The organism is Thauera sp. SDU_THAU2 (genome assembly GCF_038260575.1).
In the GTDB taxonomy this organism is placed as follows: domain Bacteria; phylum Pseudomonadota; class Gammaproteobacteria; order Burkholderiales; family Rhodocyclaceae; genus Thauera.
In genome coordinates, this window is record NZ_JBBWUN010000003.1 from 1,925,168 (window position 1) to 1,939,991 (window position 14,824).

A 14,824-nucleotide genomic window follows, 5' to 3' on the forward strand; every position below is an offset into this window, starting at 1 on the left:
GCCACGGCAGCATCGGCGACATCGGCAATGGCGGACTCCGGCCAGGCGCAGGCGATGCCCGCTCCTTCCGCGAAGGAATGCCTCTACCTCGACATGCTCGAATCGGTCAGCGAGGTCATCTTCCGCACCGACGCCGAAGCCAGGCTCATCTACCTGAACAAGGTGTGGTGCGAACTGAGCGGCCACGATGTCGAGGCCAGCCTGGGCAAGCCGCTGCACGAATTCCTTCACCCGGACGACCGCGAGACGGCGGCGCAGCTGTTCCGCGACCTGATCGTCGGCGCAGGTGCCGACTGTGAGCGCGAGTTCCGGCTTCGGACCCGCAGCGGAGAAATCCGCTGGATCGAGGTCACCGCGCATCGGGCGCCGGACACGAGGCCGGGCGAAGGCGGCCTGACCGGCACGGTGGACGACATCTCCGCACGCAAGGTGGCCGAACTGAGCCTGCGCAACCTCAACCAGGAACTGGAGGCGCGCGTGCGGCTGCGGACTGCCGAGCTCGAAGCTTCGAACCGCGAGCTCGAGGCCTTCTCGTATTCGGTTTCGCACGATCTGCGGGCGCCGCTGCGCGCCATCGACGGCTTCGCCCGCATCATCGAAGACGAGCTCGACGGCAAGGCCGAAGCGCATACCTTCGCGCATCTTTCGCGCATTCGCAAGGCGACCGAGCGCATGGCGAACCTGATCGACGCGCTGATCAATCTCGCCCTGCTGGCGCGGCAGCCGCTGCAGAAGGAAAGCTTCAGCCTGTCGGAGCTGGCCCGCCAGATCGTCGAGGAATTGCAGGCCGAAGAGCCCGGGCGCGAAGTCACGATCCAGATCACCGAAGGACTCGATGTCATCGCCGATCGCGCCCTGACTTTCTCGCTGCTCGACAACCTGCTGCGAAACGCCTGGAAGTTCACCGCGCACTGCACACCGGCCCGGATCGCGCTGAGCGCCGAACGCATCAATGGCCGCCGCGTGTTCTGCGTCTCCGACAACGGCGCCGGTTTCGACATGAGCCACGCCGGCAACCTGTTCAGGCCCTTCTACCGCATGCATGGTGCCGAGGCTTTCCCGGGTACGGGTATCGGCCTGGCGACGGTGCAGCGCATCGTGCAGCGCCATGACGGCACGATCCGGGCCGAGTCCACACCGGGCGAAGGCAGCCGCTTCCTGTTCACGCTCGGGCGATGAGGTGCGAGCGTGACGCTGTGCCCGGCCTTTGACGAGGTTTTAGGCTTTAATCGTCGGCAACGATACGGATTTTGTGCACTGCAGTATAATTCTGCGGTCGATACACTCGATTCTGCAAACGCCCGAAACGACAGGCGGTTGCGCCAGCCATTTCATCCAGACAGGTTGCAGCCATGAAAGAAACGCACTACCTCACTCCGCTTCTCGAACCGCGCTCGGTGGGGATCATCGGTGCCAGCGAACGCGAGGGTTCACTGGGCGATGTGCTGGTCCGCAACATGCTCGACGCGGGCTACAAGGGCAAGCTGTTCGCCATCAATCCCAAGCATGAATCGGTGCGCGGCATCGCCTGCTACAAGTCGGTGGAGGACGTCCCCCAGCGCCTGGATCTGGTGGTGATCGCGGTACGCGCGGAAAAGGTGCTGGCCATCCTCGACGCCTGCGGACGCGCCGGCGTCAAGGCCGCGATCCTGCTGTCTTCCGGCTTTTCCGAAGCGGGTCCGCGCGGCGCACTGCTCGAACGCCAGGTCGTCGACGCCGCGCAGCGCCACCGCATCCGCCTGCTCGGCCCCAATTGCCTGGGCATCATGCGCCCGCAGCTCGGCCTCAATGCCACCTTCGCCCATACCCGCGCGCAGAAGGGCAGCATCGGCCTGATCTCCCAGTCGGGCGCGCTCTGTGCCGCGATCCTCGACTGGGCCAAGCCCAACAACGTCGGCTTCTCGGCGGTCGTGTCGCTGGGCACCTCGTCCGACATCGACTTCGGCGACGTGCTGGAATACATGATTTCCGACCCGCGCACCGAAAGCATCTTCCTGTACGTCGAAGGCATCCGCGACGCGCGCCGCTTCATGAGCGCGCTGCGCGGCGCGGCGCGGGTCAAGCCGGTGCTGCTGATCAAGGCCGGCCGCCACCCCGAGGCCTCGCGCGCCATCCTGTCGCATTCGGCGGCGCCGATCGGCGACGACGCGGTGTTCGACGCCGCGCTGCGCCGCGCCGGCGTGATCCGCCTGTACAACCTCGGCCAGCTCTTCGCCGCCGCCAACGCACTGTTCTCGCACTTCCGCCCGCGCGGCAACCGCCTGGCGGTGATCACCAACGGCGGCGGGCCGGGCATCATGGCGGCCGACCGCGCGGCCGACATCGGCATTCCGCTGTCGGAATTCACCGAAGGCACGATGGAAAAGCTCAACGCGGTGCTGCCGGCCAACTGGTCGCGCGGCAACCCGGTCGACATCCTGGGCGACGCCGATGCCGAACGCTACGGCAAGGCGGTGAAGGCCACGCTGGAAGGCCCCAACGTCGATGGCGTGCTGGTGATGCTGACGCCGCAGGGCATGACCAACCCGAGCGCCGTCGCCGACGCGCTGATCGAGATCGAGAAGACCGCCGACAAGCCGGTGGTCGCCTGCTGGATGGGCGAAGAGCTGGTCACCGAGTCGCGCCAGAAATTCAGCGCCGCGGGCATTCCGCATTTCCGCACGCCGGAACCGGCGGTCGAGCTGTTCAGCCACATCTCGGCCTACTACCGCAACCAAAAGCTGCTGATGCAGACGCCGTCCTCGCTGTCGCACCTGACTCCGCCGTCGATCGAGAGCGCCCGGCTGGTGATCGAGATGGCCTTGTCCGAGCGCCGCAAGAAGCTCAACGAGATGGAATCGAAGGCGCTGCTGGCCGCGTTCCGCATCCCGATCGCGCAGACCGTGGTGGCGCGCTCGGCAGCGGAGGCGATGGTGCTCGCCGCCGAGATCGGCCTGCCGGTGGTGATGAAGATCGACTCGCCGAGCATCGTGCACAAGTCCGACGTCGGCGGCGTGCGCCTGAACATCCGCAGCCTGGTGGCGGTGCGCTCGACCTACCAGGAGATCCTGGATGAAGTGAAGCGCGTGCAGCCGGACGCGGTCATCAACGGCATCGCCATCGAACCGATGATCCAGAAGCGCAACGGCCGCGAGCTGGTCGTCGGCGTCAAGCGCGACCCGGTGTTCGGCCCGGTGATCACCTTCGGCGAAGGCGGCAACCTGGTCGAGGCCAATCGCGACGTCGCCGTCGCCCTGCCGCCGCTGAACAGCTACCTGGTCAAGGACATGATCCGCTCGACGCGGATCTACCACCGCCTGGGCGAATTCCGCCACCTGCCGGCGATCGACATGACGGCGCTGGAACTGGTGCTGCTACGGGTGTCGGAGATGGTCTGCGAACTGCCGTGGATCACCGAGATGGAGATCAACCCGCTGATCGTCGACGAAAACGGCGCGGTCGCGGTCGACGCCAGCATCATCGTGGACAACGTCTCGCCGACGGCGGATCGCTACGACCACATGGCGATCCACCCCTACCCCTCGCACCTGACGCAGACCTGGATCGTGCCCGACGGCACCACCGTGACGATCCGGCCGATCAAGCCCGAGGACGCCGACCTCGAAGTCGAATTCGTGCGCAACCTGTCGTCCGAGACCAAGTACTACCGCTTCATGAACACCATGCGCGAACTGCCGCCGGCGATGGTCGCGCGCCTGACGCAGATCGACTACGACCGCGAAATGGCCTTCGTCGCCACGCTCGAAGTCGATGGCGCGGAAAAGGAAATCGGCGTCTGCCGCTACGCGGTCAACCCGGACGGCGAATCCTGCGAGTTCGCCGTGGTGGTGGCCGACGACTGGCAGCACCGCGGCCTGGCGCGCAAGCTGATGGGCGTGCTGATCGAGACCGCCCGCAGCCGCGGCATCGCCTACATGAACGGCGTCTTCCTGTCGAACAACGAGCGCATGCTCAAGTTCGTGCAGAAGCTCGGCTTCGTGCTCAGCAACGACCCCGAGGACAACACCGTCAAGCTCGGCGTGCTGGCCTTGCAGGACTGATGGCGATGGCAGCCGGTATCGAACGCATCGACTTCCACGGCCAGCCCGCGCTGCGGCTGGCCACCGGCAACGCTGCGGCCGCCGTGGTGAGCCTGTTCGGCGGCCAGGTGCTGTCATGGACACCGCCCGGCGGCGGCGAACGCCTCTACCTGAGCCCGCAGGCGGTGTTCGACGGCAGCACGCCGATCCGCGGCGGCATTCCGGTCTGCTTCCCGCAGTTCTCCGACCGCGGCCCGCTGACGCGCCATGGCTTCGCCCGCACGGCGACGTGGAGCGTGCTGACCGAGCGCAGCAGCAAGGACTACGCGCTGCTCACGCTGGGCTTGAACACCGACGATGCGAAGCATGCCGGCTGGCCCCATGCCTTCGCCGCCGAACTCAGCATCCTGCTCGAGGACAGCCGGCTCGATCTCGAATTCGAGGTGAACAACACCGGCGGCGAAAGCTTCGATTTCACCGCCGCGCTGCACACCTATCTGGCGGTGCGCGAAGTCGAGGAATCCCGTCTCGAAGGCCTGCACGGCTACAGCTATACCGACCAGCTCGAAGCCGGCCGCGTCCAGCGCGACAGCGGCGACGCGCTGCTGGTCGAGGCCGAGCTCGACCGCATCTACCGCCGCGTCGAACGCCCGCTGCTGCTGCGCGAACACGATCGCAGCCTGGGCATCAACGCCGACGGCTTCACCGACGTGGTGGTGTGGAACCCGTGGGTCGAGCGCTGCGCTGCCATCGCCGACATGCCCGACGACGGCTTCCGCCGCATGCTCTGCGTCGAAGCCGCTGCGGTGCACACGCCGGTGCGCCTCGCCCCCGGGGAAAGCTGGTGGGGCCGGCAGACGCTGGTCGCACTCTGACTCTCACGCTTTTCGCGCTGCAGCGCACCATGAGCAGGCACGGCCGCGTGCCGCTCACCCGTTCGGTGCATCGGCGACCCGGCGAACGCTAGCCTCCTGCCCCGCAAACGGCGTTTCTGCGCCCGAAGCGCAGGATGGCACGACTCCTGCTGATGGCTCCTGTCCCCCTTCCCCCGACAGGAGTCATCCATGAAAACACAACGCCGTTCCTTCCTTCAGCACCTGGGTCTCGCCTCCGCTGCCGCGCTGATGCTGTCGATGCCGTTCGCGGCGCAGGCCGACGCGCTCGACAAGGTGCAGAAGGCGGGCGTGATCAAGATTGCCATTCCGCAGGACTTTCCGCCCTTCGGCTCGCTCGGCGCCGATCTCAAGCTCCAGGGCTACGACATCGACATGGCGAACCTGATCGCCGAGGAGATGGGCGTCAAGGTCGAGCTGATTCCGGTGACCAGCACCAACCGCATCCCCTTCCTGACCACCGGCAAGGCCGACCTGGTCATCTCCAGCCTGGGCAAGAATCCCGAGCGCGCCAAGGTCATCGACTTCTCCGCGCCCTACGTACCCTTCGTCAAGAGCGTGTATGGCCCGCCGGACGCCGCCATCGCCGGCCCGGCCGACCTCGCCGGCAAGGTCGTGGGCGTCACCCGCGGCTCGACCGAGGATCTGGCGCTGACCGATCTCGCCCCCAAGGGCACCAGCATCAAGCGCTACGAGGACAACAACGCCACCATCGCCTCCTACCTGACCGGCCAGGTGGAACTGGTGACGGTCGGCAACATCGTCGCCAACGCCGTCAATGACAAGACCGGCCAGCGGCCGATGGCGGCCAAGTTCGCGGTCGAGGACACGCCCTGCTACATCGGCGTCGCCAAGGGCGAAACGGCGCTGCTGGACAAGGTGAACGCGATCATCGCCAAGGCCCGGGCCGACGGCCGCCTGAACGAATTCTCGCTGCGCTGGCTGAAGGAGCCGCTGCCGGCGAGCATCTGATCGGCGCGCACGTACCGGAATCCCTCCCATGGCTTATCAGTTCGATTTCCTGGCGGTGTTCGACTACGGCGACATGCTGCTGAAGGGCGCTGCATTCACGCTGGCGATGACGGCGGTGGGCGCGGTGGTGGGCACGGCCATCGGCATCGCCGGTGGCATGTGCCGGGCCTGGAAGCTGCATCCGCTCGACTGGCTGTTCGGCGCCTACGTCGAACTGATCCGCAACACGCCCTTCCTGGTGCAGCTGCTGTTCATCTTCTTCGGCCTGCCCTCGCTGGGCGTGCAGATCAGCGAATGGCAGGCGAGCTTCCTCGCGGTGGTGGTGAACCTGGGCGCCTACACCACCGAGATCATCCGCGCCGGCATCCAGGCCACGCCGCGCGGGCAGATCGAGGCGGCGCAGTCGCTGGCGATGGGCCGGCTGCAGATCTTCTTCCACGTCGTGCTGCGGCCGGCGCTGCAGAAGGTGTGGCCGGCGCTGTCGAGCCAGATCGTCATCGTCATGCTCGGCTCGGCGGTGTGCTCGCAGATCGCCGCCGAGGACCTGACCTTTGCCGCCAACTTCATCCAGTCGCGCAACTTCCGCGCTTTCGAGACCTATCTGGTGGTGACGGCGATGTACTTTGCGATGGCCTGGATGGTGCGCTACGCGCTGAACGTGTTCGGCCGCCGCGTGATCGTCGCGCGCAAGCCGCAGACCAGGGGAGCGTGAGCCATGCTGACGCAATTTTCGATCTGGGCATTGCTCGACAGCCTGGCCGAAGGCGCCAAATGGACGGTGGCGCTGTCGCTGATCGCCTTCGTCTGCGGCGGCATCGCCGGACTGGTGGTGCTGTTCGCCCGGGTATCCGGCAAGCGTGCGCCGACCGTGCTGAGCAAGGCCTACATCGAGGTCTTCCAGGGCACGCCGCTGCTGATGCAGCTGTTCATCATCTTCTTCGGCCTGTCGATGCTGGGCGTGGACGTCTCGGCCTGGCTGGCGGCAGCGGTCGGGCTGACCCTGTTCACCAGCGCCTACCTGGCGGAGATCTGGCGCGGCTGCGTCGAGGCCGTGCCCAAGGGCCAGTGGGAGGCCTCGGCCAGCCTGGCGCTGAACTACCGCGAACAGATGCGCCACGTGGTGCTGCCGCAGGCGCTGCGCATCGCCATCGCGCCGACCGTGGGCTTCCTGGTGCAGGTGGTGAAGAGCACCGCGGTGGCCTCGATCATCGGCTTCACCGAACTGACCAAGACCGCCTCGATGCTGGCGAACGCCACCTTCCAGCCCTTCCTGATCTTCGGCCTCGTGGCCATCGCCTATTTCCTGCTGTGCTACCCGCTTTCGCTGTATGCCAGACACCTGGAGACCAAATACCATGCCGCTCGTTAAACTCAGAGGCGTGCACAAGACCTTCGGCAGCAACCACGTGCTCAAGGGCATCGACCTCGACGTCGAGGCCGGCGACGTGGTGGCGCTGATCGGCCGCAGCGGCTCGGGCAAGAGCACCCTGCTGCGCACCATCAACGGCCTGGAAACCATCGACCGCGGCGAACTGGTGGTCGACGGCGTCGCCCTCGACGACGGCTTCGGCGACCTGCGCACGCTGCGCCAGAAGGTCGGCATGGTGTTCCAGCAGTTCAACCTGTTTCCACACCTGACGGTGGGCGAGAACGTGATGCTGGCGCTGAAGGTGGTGAAGAAGACCGCCCATGGCGAAGCCGGCGACATCGCCAAGGAGATGCTGCTGAAAGTCGGCCTGGCGGAAAAATTCTCCGCCTACCCCGACCAGTTGTCCGGCGGCCAGCAGCAGCGCGTGGCGATCGCCCGCGCACTGGCGATGCGGCCGCGGGTGCTGCTGTGCGACGAGATCACCTCGGCACTCGACCCCGAACTGGTCAACGAAGTGCTCGCGGTGGTGCGGCAGCTCGCCGAGGAAGGCATGACGCTGATCATGGTGACGCACGAGATGCGCTTTGCCCGCGAGGTCGGCAACAAGCTGATCTTCATGCACCACGGCCTAATCCACGAGAGCGGCGCCCCCAGGCAGCTGTTCGCCGAGCCGGGCACGCCGGAGCTGGCCAATTTCATCGGCGCGGTGTCCTGACAGGACGCCGGCCAAGGCAGCGCTCGCCCTCCCCGCCCCGGATGCCCGGTTGGCCCGCCGGCCGGGCATCCGGGGCATTTTTCACTGCACGGGAGCGCGCTCCCGGCCGAGGCGAAGAGCGATCCAAGGCTTGTCGGGGCGCGCCGCTTGCTGCACCATCCCGCCCTCCGTTTCACCCGAACCAGCTCCTTTACATGCTCCCTCCGATCGAACACCGCATCGCCGAAGAAATCGGCGTCTCCCCGCGCCAGGTCATGTCCGCCGTCCAGCTGCTGGACGACGGCGCCACCGTGCCCTTCATCGCCCGCTACCGCAAGGAAGTCACCGGCGGCCTGGACGACACCCAGCTGCGCACGCTGGAAGAGCGCCTGGGCTACCTGCGCGAACTCGAAGACCGCCGCGCCACGGTGCTCGCCTCGGTCGAGGAACAGGGCAAGCTGACAGCCGAGCTGCGCAACGAGATCGAGCATGCCGAAAGCAAGCAGCGCCTCGAAGACCTCTACCTGCCCTACAAGCCCAAGCGCCGCACCAAGGCCCAGATCGCCCGTGAAGCCGGCATCGGCCCGCTGGCCGAAGCCCTGCTCGCCGACCCGGCGCTGGTGCCGGAAGACGAAGCGACCAGGTACATCAACGCCGAGGCCGGCTTCGCCGACGCCAGGGCGGTGCTCGACGGCGCGCGCCAGATCCTGATGGAAGTCTTCGCCGAAGACGCCGCACTGCTCGGCGAATTGCGCAGCTACCTGCACGAACACGGCCAGGTGCGTTCGTGCGTGATCGAAGGCAAGGAAAACGAAGGCGCCAAGTTCCGCGACTGGTTCGACTTCCAGGAAGCCGTCGCCACGATGCCTTCGCACCGCGCGCTGGCCTTGCTGCGCGGCCGCAACGAAGGCGTGCTGCGGCTGGCGCTGGACGTCGAGCGTGCGGACGCCGATGCGCCCCATCCCTGCGAAGGCCGCATCGCCGCCCGCTTCGGCATCCGCAACCAGGGCCGCCCGGCCGACCGCTGGCTGGCCGACACCGTGCGCTGGGCCTGGAGCGTGAAGATCTCGATCCACCTCGAACTGGAACTGATGGGCGAGCTGCGCGACCGCGCCGAGGAAGAGGCGATCCGCGTCTTCGCCCGCAACCTGAAGGACCTGCTGCTTGCCGCACCCGCCGGCACCCGCGCCACGATCGGCCTCGACCCCGGCATCCGCACCGGCGTCAAGGTCGCGGTGGTCGATGCCACCGGCAAGCTGGTGGATACCGCGACGGTCTACCCTTCGAGCCGCGCCGCGACCGCGAATCCGCCATCGCCACGATCGCCGCGCTGGCCAAGAAGCATGCGGTCGAGCTGATCGCGATCGGCAACGGCACCGCCTCGCGCGAAACCGATGCGCTGGTCGCCGAACTGATGAAGCGCCACGCCGAACTGCCGCTGACCAAGATCGTGGTGTCGGAAGCCGGCGCCTCGGTGTATTCGGCCTCCGAACTCGCCGCGCGCGAATTCCCCGATCTCGACGTCAGCCTGCGCGGCGCGGTCTCCATCGCCCGCCGCCTGCAGGATCCGCTGGCCGAACTGGTCAAGATCGATCCCAAGTCGATCGGCGTCGGCCAGTACCAGCACGACGTCAACCAGGGCCGCCTGGCGAAGAGCCTGGACGCGGTGGTCGAGGACTGCGTGAACGCCGTCGGCGTGGATGTGAACACCGCCTCGGTGCCGCTGCTCGCCCGCATCTCCGGCCTGAATGCCACACTCGCCGGCAACATCGTCGAATACCGCAACACCAAGGGCCCGTTCCGCAGCCGCGATGCGCTGAAGGACGTACCCCGCCTCGGCCCCAAGACCTTCGAGCAGGCCGCCGGCTTCCTGCGCATCCCCAGCAGCGACAACCCGCTCGATGCCTCGTCGGTGCATCCGGAAGCCTATCCGGTGGTCGAACGCATCATCGCCAAGGTGCAGAAGAACGTGCGCGAGTTGATGGGCAACGGCAGCTTCCTGAAGAGCCTGAAGCCCACCGAATTCACCGACGAGCGCTTCGGCCTGCCGACGGTGCAGGACATCCTGGCCGAGCTGGAAAAACCCGGCCGCGACCCGCGCCCCGAGTTCCGCACCGCCAGTTTCCGCGAAGGCGTCGAAACCTTGAAGGACCTGCAGCCCGGCATGCAGCTCGAAGGCGTGGTCACCAACGTCACCAACTTCGGCGCCTTCGTCGACATCGGCGTGCATCAGGACGGCCTGGTGCATATCTCCGCGCTGTCCAACACCTTCGTCAAGGACCCGCACAGCGTCGTCAAGGCCGGCCAGGTGGTCAAGGTCAAGGTGCTGGAAGTGGACATCCCGCGCCACCGCATCGCGCTGACCATGCGCCTGGGCGACGAAGTCGCGCCGAAGCGCAACGACGGCCACGACATGCGCGGCGACCGCCGCGGAGGCGAGCGCCACGGCGCTGGCCGCGACCGCGCCTCGTCGGCACCGCGCCGCGGCCAGGACAAGCCCGCTGCCGGCAACGCGCTGGCCGAAGCCTTCGCCCGCGCACGCGGCAATCGGTGAAAGGGATCGCGGATTCAACTTTCTCGTGACGGACAAGGATGCAGGGTTGCCGCCCCGCATCCGCATCACGTGCGCTGGCCGTGAGCGGTTGCACTCCGCTGAGCAACTGGAGTCGGATTTTCCGACTCGCCTTTATTTTTCCGAACTGCCTATAATTCTCCGAAAGAGGTCCATCAAGGAGAAACGCCATGCATGCCACCGTCAGCAGCAAGGGCCAGGTCACCTTGCCCAAGGCCATTCGCGATCAGCTTGGCCTGGTCGAAGGAACCCGGCTGGATTTCGACGTGGTGGACGGAGTCATTCGCATACGCCCGGTCAGCAATACCGCGCTGGACATCCTCGGCGTACTGCACCGGCCAGGCATGAAAGCCGTCAGCGAGCAGGAGATGAAACGAGCCATCGAAACCGAGGCCAATGAGCGCTTCACCCGGGCAGTCGACCTGGCAGGCCCGGCAGCGTGATCGGCTTCGACACCAACGTGCTGGTGCGCCTGCTCGTCAATGACGACGCGGCACAGGCGCAGTCGGTGAGGACGCTGCTCGAACCCATCAACGACACACCCGAAGCGGTTTTCCTGAGCGACCTCGTCATCGTCGAGACGCTGTGGGTACTCAAGGCCTGCTACGACATGGACAAAGCAGCCCTGGCTGACGTGATCGACCTGCTGTTGTCGGTCAAGACCTTCGCCTTCGAACACCGCGGCACGCTGGAACAGGCAGTGACGGCTTTTCGCAACGGCAAGGCCGGTTTTGCCGACTGCCTGATCGCCGCGCGCAACCGCCGCCTGGGTTGCGACTACACCGTCAGTTTCGACAAGGCGCTGGCAAAACACCCGGGCGTGCGATTGCTCGTCGCCCATCGCTGAACGCCGTTCTGCGCCCCCCTCGCCACACCGTAAATTCGACCGGACACCGAGACCCGGCACCGATCTGGACAGCACTTCACATGACAGACAAGAACACACCATCCACTTGCCGGATCTACGGCATCAAGAACTGCGACACGATGAAGAAGGCCTTCGCCTGGCTCGACGCCGCGGTCATCGCCTACGACTTCCACGACTACAAGAAGTCGGGCATCGACACTGACACCCTCTCACGCTGGTGCGGCAAGCTCGGCTGGGAAGCGCTGGCCAACAAGCGCGGCACCACCTGGCGCAAACTGTCGCCCGAGCAGCAGGCCATTGCCTCCACCGAAGACGCCATCGCGCTGATGCAGGCGAACACCAGCCTGATCCGCCGCCCGGTGGTCGAAACTGCTGCAGGCGAATTGCTGGTCGGCTTCGATCCCGAGCGCTTCGCCTCTGTCCTCGAGGAAGCCGCCCGATGAGCACATCCCTCCCCTCCAGCTACGTCCAGCGCTTTCTGCTGGAAGATCTCGACATCCGCGGCGCCGTCGTGCACCTGAGCGACGTCTGGCAGGCGATGCAGGCCGGGCGCGACTACCCGGCGGCCGTCGCCCGCCTGCTCGGCGAGATGGCCGCGGTGTCGGTGGTGATCGCCGGCAACCTCAAGCAGCCCGGCCGGCTGACCTTCCAGGTCAGCGGCCACGGCCCGGTCAGCCTGCTGGTGGTCGACTGCGCCGAGACGCTGAACCTGCGCGGCTACGCCAAATCCGAAGGCGCGCCGGCCGACGGCAAGCTCACTGAACTGGTCGGCGATGGCCGTCTGCAGTTGTCGCTCGACATCCCCGGCCTGGATCTGCCCTACCAGAGCCTGGTGCCGCTCGAAGGCGACAGCATCGCCGAGGTCTTCGAGCACTATCTCGCCCAGTCCGAGCAACAGCCCGCAGGGCTGTGGCTGGCCTGCAGCGCGGATGCCGCCACCGCACTGTTCGTGCAGAAGCTGCCGGGCGCGGACCTGAAGGATCTCGACGGCTGGTCGCGGGTGCAGCAGCTTGCCGCCACCGTGCGCGACGACGAACTGCTCGGCCTCGATGCCGCCGAAATCCTGCGCCGCCTGTTCGCCGAAGAGAACGTGCGCCTGTTCGAGGCCCGCAGCGTCACGCACGACTGGCCGGCCGACCCGGACAAGGTCGCCACGATGCTGCTCGGCCTGGGCGAGGACGAAGTGCGCAAGCTGCTGGCCGAACACGGCGAGATCGTCGTGCACGACGACTTGTCGAACCACACCTACCGCTTCGGCGCAGCCGAGGTGGACGCCTTGTTCAAGGCACGCACGCTGCACTGAGGCGATCCCCCCGCCGATCCAGGCGCGGCGCGGACCGCGAGCGCATGCGCGCTTTCGTTGCCGGCTTCCTGCCCCGGCCTTGCCCGATCGCACGTCGATCAGTACACTTCCTTGATTTTGAAGAAGCTTCCATCCATGTCCGCCTCCGCGCCTGTCCAGTTCCGCAACACCACGCTCGGCGCGACCATCGCCGTGCTACAGGCCACCGAACCGCCCGCCCTGGCGGACGCGCTGCACAAGATGTTCGGCGGCATGCCCGATTTCTTCAATGGCGAAGCGGTGATCCTCGACTTTGCCGCACTGGCCGAAGTGCCGTCGTCGATCGACTGGGCGGGTTTGAATTCGCTGATGCGCCGCTATCGCCTGCAGCCGATCGGCGTCTTCAACCTGCCGCCGGGACATGAGGAAGGTGCCCGCCGCGCGGGCCTGGCTCAACTCGACGAAGCAGTCACCGGCACCCCGCGGCCGATCGAAACGCCTGCACCGGCGCGCACGCCCGAACCACCTGCCGCGGCACCCCAGGCGCCCGCTGCCGCTGCGCCGCAGCCGGCAGCAGCGTCGACCATGTTCATCGACCGACCGCTGCGCTCCGGCCAGCAGGTCTATGCGCGCGGCGCCGACCTGGTGCTGGTGGGCGGCGTCAGCCCCGGCGCCGAAGTCATCGCCGACGGCAGCATCCATTGTTACGGCCCGTTGCGCGGGCGCGCCATCGCCGGCGCGCAGGGCGATGATCGAGCCCGTATCATCACCAGCAATTTCGGCCCGGAACTGGTCTCCATCGCCGGCGTGTTCCGCACTTTCGAGCGCGGCATTCCCGAGACCATCGCCGGCCGTGCGACACAGGTGCGCCTGAGCGGCGCCGAGAACACTCTCAACATCGAAGCGCTGCAATCCATCTGAACGCAGCCATACAGCAGAACAAGGGGAAACCGTGAAAGTCATCGTGATTACGTCGGGCAAGGGTGGCGTGGGCAAGACCACCACCAGTGCGGCATTCGCCTCCGGCCTCGCCCTGCGCGGCTACAAGACCGCGGTGATCGACTTCGACGTCGGCCTGCGCAACCTCGACCTCATCATGGGCTGCGAACGCCGCGTGGTGTATGACCTGGTCAACGTCGTCAACGGCGAGGCGCGCCTGAACCAGGCGCTGATCAAGGACAAGAACTGCGAGAACCTGTTCATCCTGCCCGCCTCGCAAACCCGCGACAAGGATGCGCTGACCGAGGAAGGCGTCGAGAAGGTGCTGGAAGAGCTGCAGCACATGGGCTTCGACTACGTCGTCTGCGACTCCCCCGCCGGCATCGAGCGCGGCGCGGTGATGGCGCTGACCTTCGCCGACGAGGCCATCGTCACGAGCAACCCCGAAGTCTCCTCGGTGCGCGACTCCGACCGCATCCTCGGCATCCTGCAGAGCAAGTCCAAGCGCGCGCGCGAAGGCGGCGAGCCGGTCAAGGAGCACCTGCTCATCACCCGCTACTCGCCCAAGCGCGTAGAAGAAGGCGAAATGCTGTCGTACAAGGACGTGCAGGAACTGCTGCGCGTGCCGCTGATCGGCGTCATTCCCGAGTCGGAATCGGTGCTGCACGCCTCCAACCAGGGCACGCCGGCAATCCACCTCAAGGGTACCGACGTCGCCGAAGCCTACGCCGACATCGTCGCCCGCTTCCTCGGCGAGGAACGCCTGCTGCGCTTCGTCAACTACGAAAAGCCCGGCCTGATCAAGCGCCTGTTCGGAGGCAAGTGACATGTCCTTCCTTTCCCGCCTTTTCGGCGAAAAGAAAAAGACTGCGGAAATCGCCAAGAACCGCCTGTCGCTGCTGATCGCCCACGAACGTGCAGGCAACTCCCCGGCTGCCGACTTTCTGCCCGCGCTGCAGCGCGAACTGATCGAGGTGATCTCGAAATACGTCGCGGTGAACCCCGACGACATCAAGGTCCAGCTCGACAAGCAGGACAACATGGACGTGCTCGAGGTCAACATCGTCCTGCCGGAGCAGCCGCGCTAGCTGATCACGCCCGCCGGCGTGGCCCTGCCCGGGTGATGAAATTGGTAACCATAGCGGACTTAAAATCCGCCGGCGCAAGCCTTACGGGTTCGAGCCCCGTCCCGGGCACCATTCCATATCCAGTTGGT

14 protein-coding genes, 1 tRNA gene and 1 pseudogene are annotated in these 14,824 nt (G+C 66.5%); all 16 read left to right on the forward strand.

The features are described 5' to 3' along the window. The first annotated feature begins 54 nt into the window (after positions 1 to 54). The 16 genes and pseudogenes from AAFL97_RS10360 (at position 55) to AAFL97_RS10435 (ending at position 14,807) form a co-directional block, all read left to right on the forward strand. Positions 55 to 1,179, forward strand: coding sequence for a sensor histidine kinase (locus AAFL97_RS10360; RefSeq protein ID WP_341644832.1), 1,125 nt, complete (start codon positions 55 to 57; stop codon positions 1,177 to 1,179). A 173-nt stretch (positions 1,180 to 1,352) separates the two neighbouring features. After that, on the forward strand, positions 1,353 to 4,040 hold the full coding sequence (locus tag AAFL97_RS10365; protein ID WP_341644833.1) for a bifunctional acetate--CoA ligase family protein/GNAT family N-acetyltransferase: 2,688 nt from the start codon (positions 1,353 to 1,355) through the stop codon (positions 4,038 to 4,040). Positions 4,041 to 4,045: 5 nt separating this feature from the next. Beyond that, positions 4,046 to 4,894, forward strand: a complete 849-nt coding sequence (locus AAFL97_RS10370; protein WP_341644834.1) for a D-hexose-6-phosphate mutarotase — start codon at positions 4,046 to 4,048, stop codon at positions 4,892 to 4,894. A gap of 189 nt (positions 4,895 to 5,083) precedes the next feature. Next, a complete protein-coding gene (locus tag AAFL97_RS10375; RefSeq protein WP_341644835.1) occupies positions 5,084 to 5,884 on the forward strand; it encodes a transporter substrate-binding domain-containing protein in 801 nt (266 codons plus the stop codon). A 28-nt stretch (positions 5,885 to 5,912) separates the two neighbouring features. Next, positions 5,913 to 6,596, forward strand: a complete 684-nt coding sequence (locus AAFL97_RS10380; RefSeq protein WP_263462803.1) for an amino acid ABC transporter permease — start codon at positions 5,913 to 5,915, stop codon at positions 6,594 to 6,596. 3 nt (positions 6,597 to 6,599) lie between these two features. Further along, complete coding sequence (locus tag AAFL97_RS10385) at positions 6,600 to 7,253, forward strand: amino acid ABC transporter permease (protein WP_341644836.1); 654 nt, start codon at positions 6,600 to 6,602, stop codon at positions 7,251 to 7,253. Next, the gene (locus AAFL97_RS10390; protein ID WP_341644837.1) at positions 7,240 to 7,968 is read left to right on the forward strand and encodes an amino acid ABC transporter ATP-binding protein; all 729 of its coding nucleotides are present in this window, start codon (positions 7,240 to 7,242) and stop codon (positions 7,966 to 7,968) included. The genes AAFL97_RS10385 and AAFL97_RS10390 overlap by 14 nt, the downstream gene beginning before the upstream one ends. Positions 7,969 to 8,162: 194 nt before the next feature. Next, positions 8,163 to 10,501 (forward strand): annotated as a pseudogene (locus AAFL97_RS10395) (Tex family protein). Positions 10,502 to 10,689: 188 nt separating this feature from the next. Continuing rightward, complete coding sequence (locus AAFL97_RS10400) at positions 10,690 to 10,962, forward strand: AbrB/MazE/SpoVT family DNA-binding domain-containing protein (RefSeq protein WP_341644838.1); 273 nt, start codon at positions 10,690 to 10,692, stop codon at positions 10,960 to 10,962. Continuing rightward, positions 10,959 to 11,366 carry a PIN domain-containing protein gene (locus AAFL97_RS10405; RefSeq protein WP_341644839.1) on the forward strand — a complete coding sequence of 136 codons (408 nt, stop codon included), beginning with the start codon at positions 10,959 to 10,961 and terminating at the stop codon, positions 11,364 to 11,366. The genes AAFL97_RS10400 and AAFL97_RS10405 overlap by 4 nt, the downstream gene beginning before the upstream one ends. Before the next feature lie 80 nt (positions 11,367 to 11,446). Continuing rightward, entirely contained in the window at positions 11,447 to 11,830 is a 384-nt protein-coding gene (locus AAFL97_RS10410) for an ArsC family reductase (protein WP_341644840.1), read from the forward strand. Continuing rightward, a complete protein-coding gene (gene hslO, locus AAFL97_RS10415) occupies positions 11,827 to 12,690 on the forward strand; it encodes an Hsp33 family molecular chaperone HslO (protein WP_341644841.1) in 864 nt (287 codons plus the stop codon). The genes AAFL97_RS10410 and hslO overlap by 4 nt, the downstream gene beginning before the upstream one ends. Positions 12,691 to 12,825: 135 nt before the next feature. After that, positions 12,826 to 13,590, forward strand: coding sequence for a septum site-determining protein MinC (gene minC, locus AAFL97_RS10420; protein WP_341644842.1), 765 nt, complete (start codon positions 12,826 to 12,828; stop codon positions 13,588 to 13,590). 31 nt (positions 13,591 to 13,621) lie between these two features. Then, a complete protein-coding gene (gene minD / locus AAFL97_RS10425) occupies positions 13,622 to 14,434 on the forward strand; it encodes a septum site-determining protein MinD (RefSeq protein WP_341644843.1) in 813 nt (270 codons plus the stop codon). Position 14,435: 1 nt separating this feature from the next. Next, entirely contained in the window at positions 14,436 to 14,696 is a 261-nt protein-coding gene (gene minE / locus AAFL97_RS10430) for a cell division topological specificity factor MinE (RefSeq protein ID WP_068639159.1), read from the forward strand. 26 nt (positions 14,697 to 14,722) lie between these two features. Then, positions 14,723 to 14,807: transfer RNA gene (locus tag AAFL97_RS10435), tRNA-Leu, on the forward strand. Positions 14,808 to 14,824 lie beyond the last annotated feature (17 nt).

What these genes read in the sequence shown, in the direction of transcription:
- AAFL97_RS10360 (WP_341644832.1), top strand. Translation starts at nt 55, where the DNA reads ATGCCCGCTCCTTCCGCGAAGGAATGCCTCTACCTCGACATGCTCGAA.
- AAFL97_RS10365 (WP_341644833.1), top strand. Translation starts at nt 1,353, where the DNA reads ATGAAAGAAACGCACTACCTCACTCCGCTTCTCGAACCGCGCTCGGTG.
- AAFL97_RS10370 (WP_341644834.1), top strand. Translation starts at nt 4,046, where the DNA reads ATGGCAGCCGGTATCGAACGCATCGACTTCCACGGCCAGCCCGCGCTG.
- AAFL97_RS10375 (WP_341644835.1), top strand. Translation starts at nt 5,084, where the DNA reads ATGAAAACACAACGCCGTTCCTTCCTTCAGCACCTGGGTCTCGCCTCC.
- AAFL97_RS10380 (WP_263462803.1), top strand. Translation starts at nt 5,913, where the DNA reads ATGGCTTATCAGTTCGATTTCCTGGCGGTGTTCGACTACGGCGACATG.
- AAFL97_RS10385 (WP_341644836.1), top strand. Translation starts at nt 6,600, where the DNA reads ATGCTGACGCAATTTTCGATCTGGGCATTGCTCGACAGCCTGGCCGAA.
- AAFL97_RS10390 (WP_341644837.1), top strand. Translation starts at nt 7,240, where the DNA reads ATGCCGCTCGTTAAACTCAGAGGCGTGCACAAGACCTTCGGCAGCAAC.
- AAFL97_RS10400 (WP_341644838.1), top strand. Translation starts at nt 10,690, where the DNA reads ATGCATGCCACCGTCAGCAGCAAGGGCCAGGTCACCTTGCCCAAGGCC.
- AAFL97_RS10410 (WP_341644840.1), top strand. Translation starts at nt 11,447, where the DNA reads ATGACAGACAAGAACACACCATCCACTTGCCGGATCTACGGCATCAAG.
- hslO (WP_341644841.1), top strand. Translation starts at nt 11,827, where the DNA reads ATGAGCACATCCCTCCCCTCCAGCTACGTCCAGCGCTTTCTGCTGGAA.
- minC (WP_341644842.1), top strand. Translation starts at nt 12,826, where the DNA reads ATGTCCGCCTCCGCGCCTGTCCAGTTCCGCAACACCACGCTCGGCGCG.
- minE (WP_068639159.1), top strand. Translation starts at nt 14,436, where the DNA reads ATGTCCTTCCTTTCCCGCCTTTTCGGCGAAAAGAAAAAGACTGCGGAA.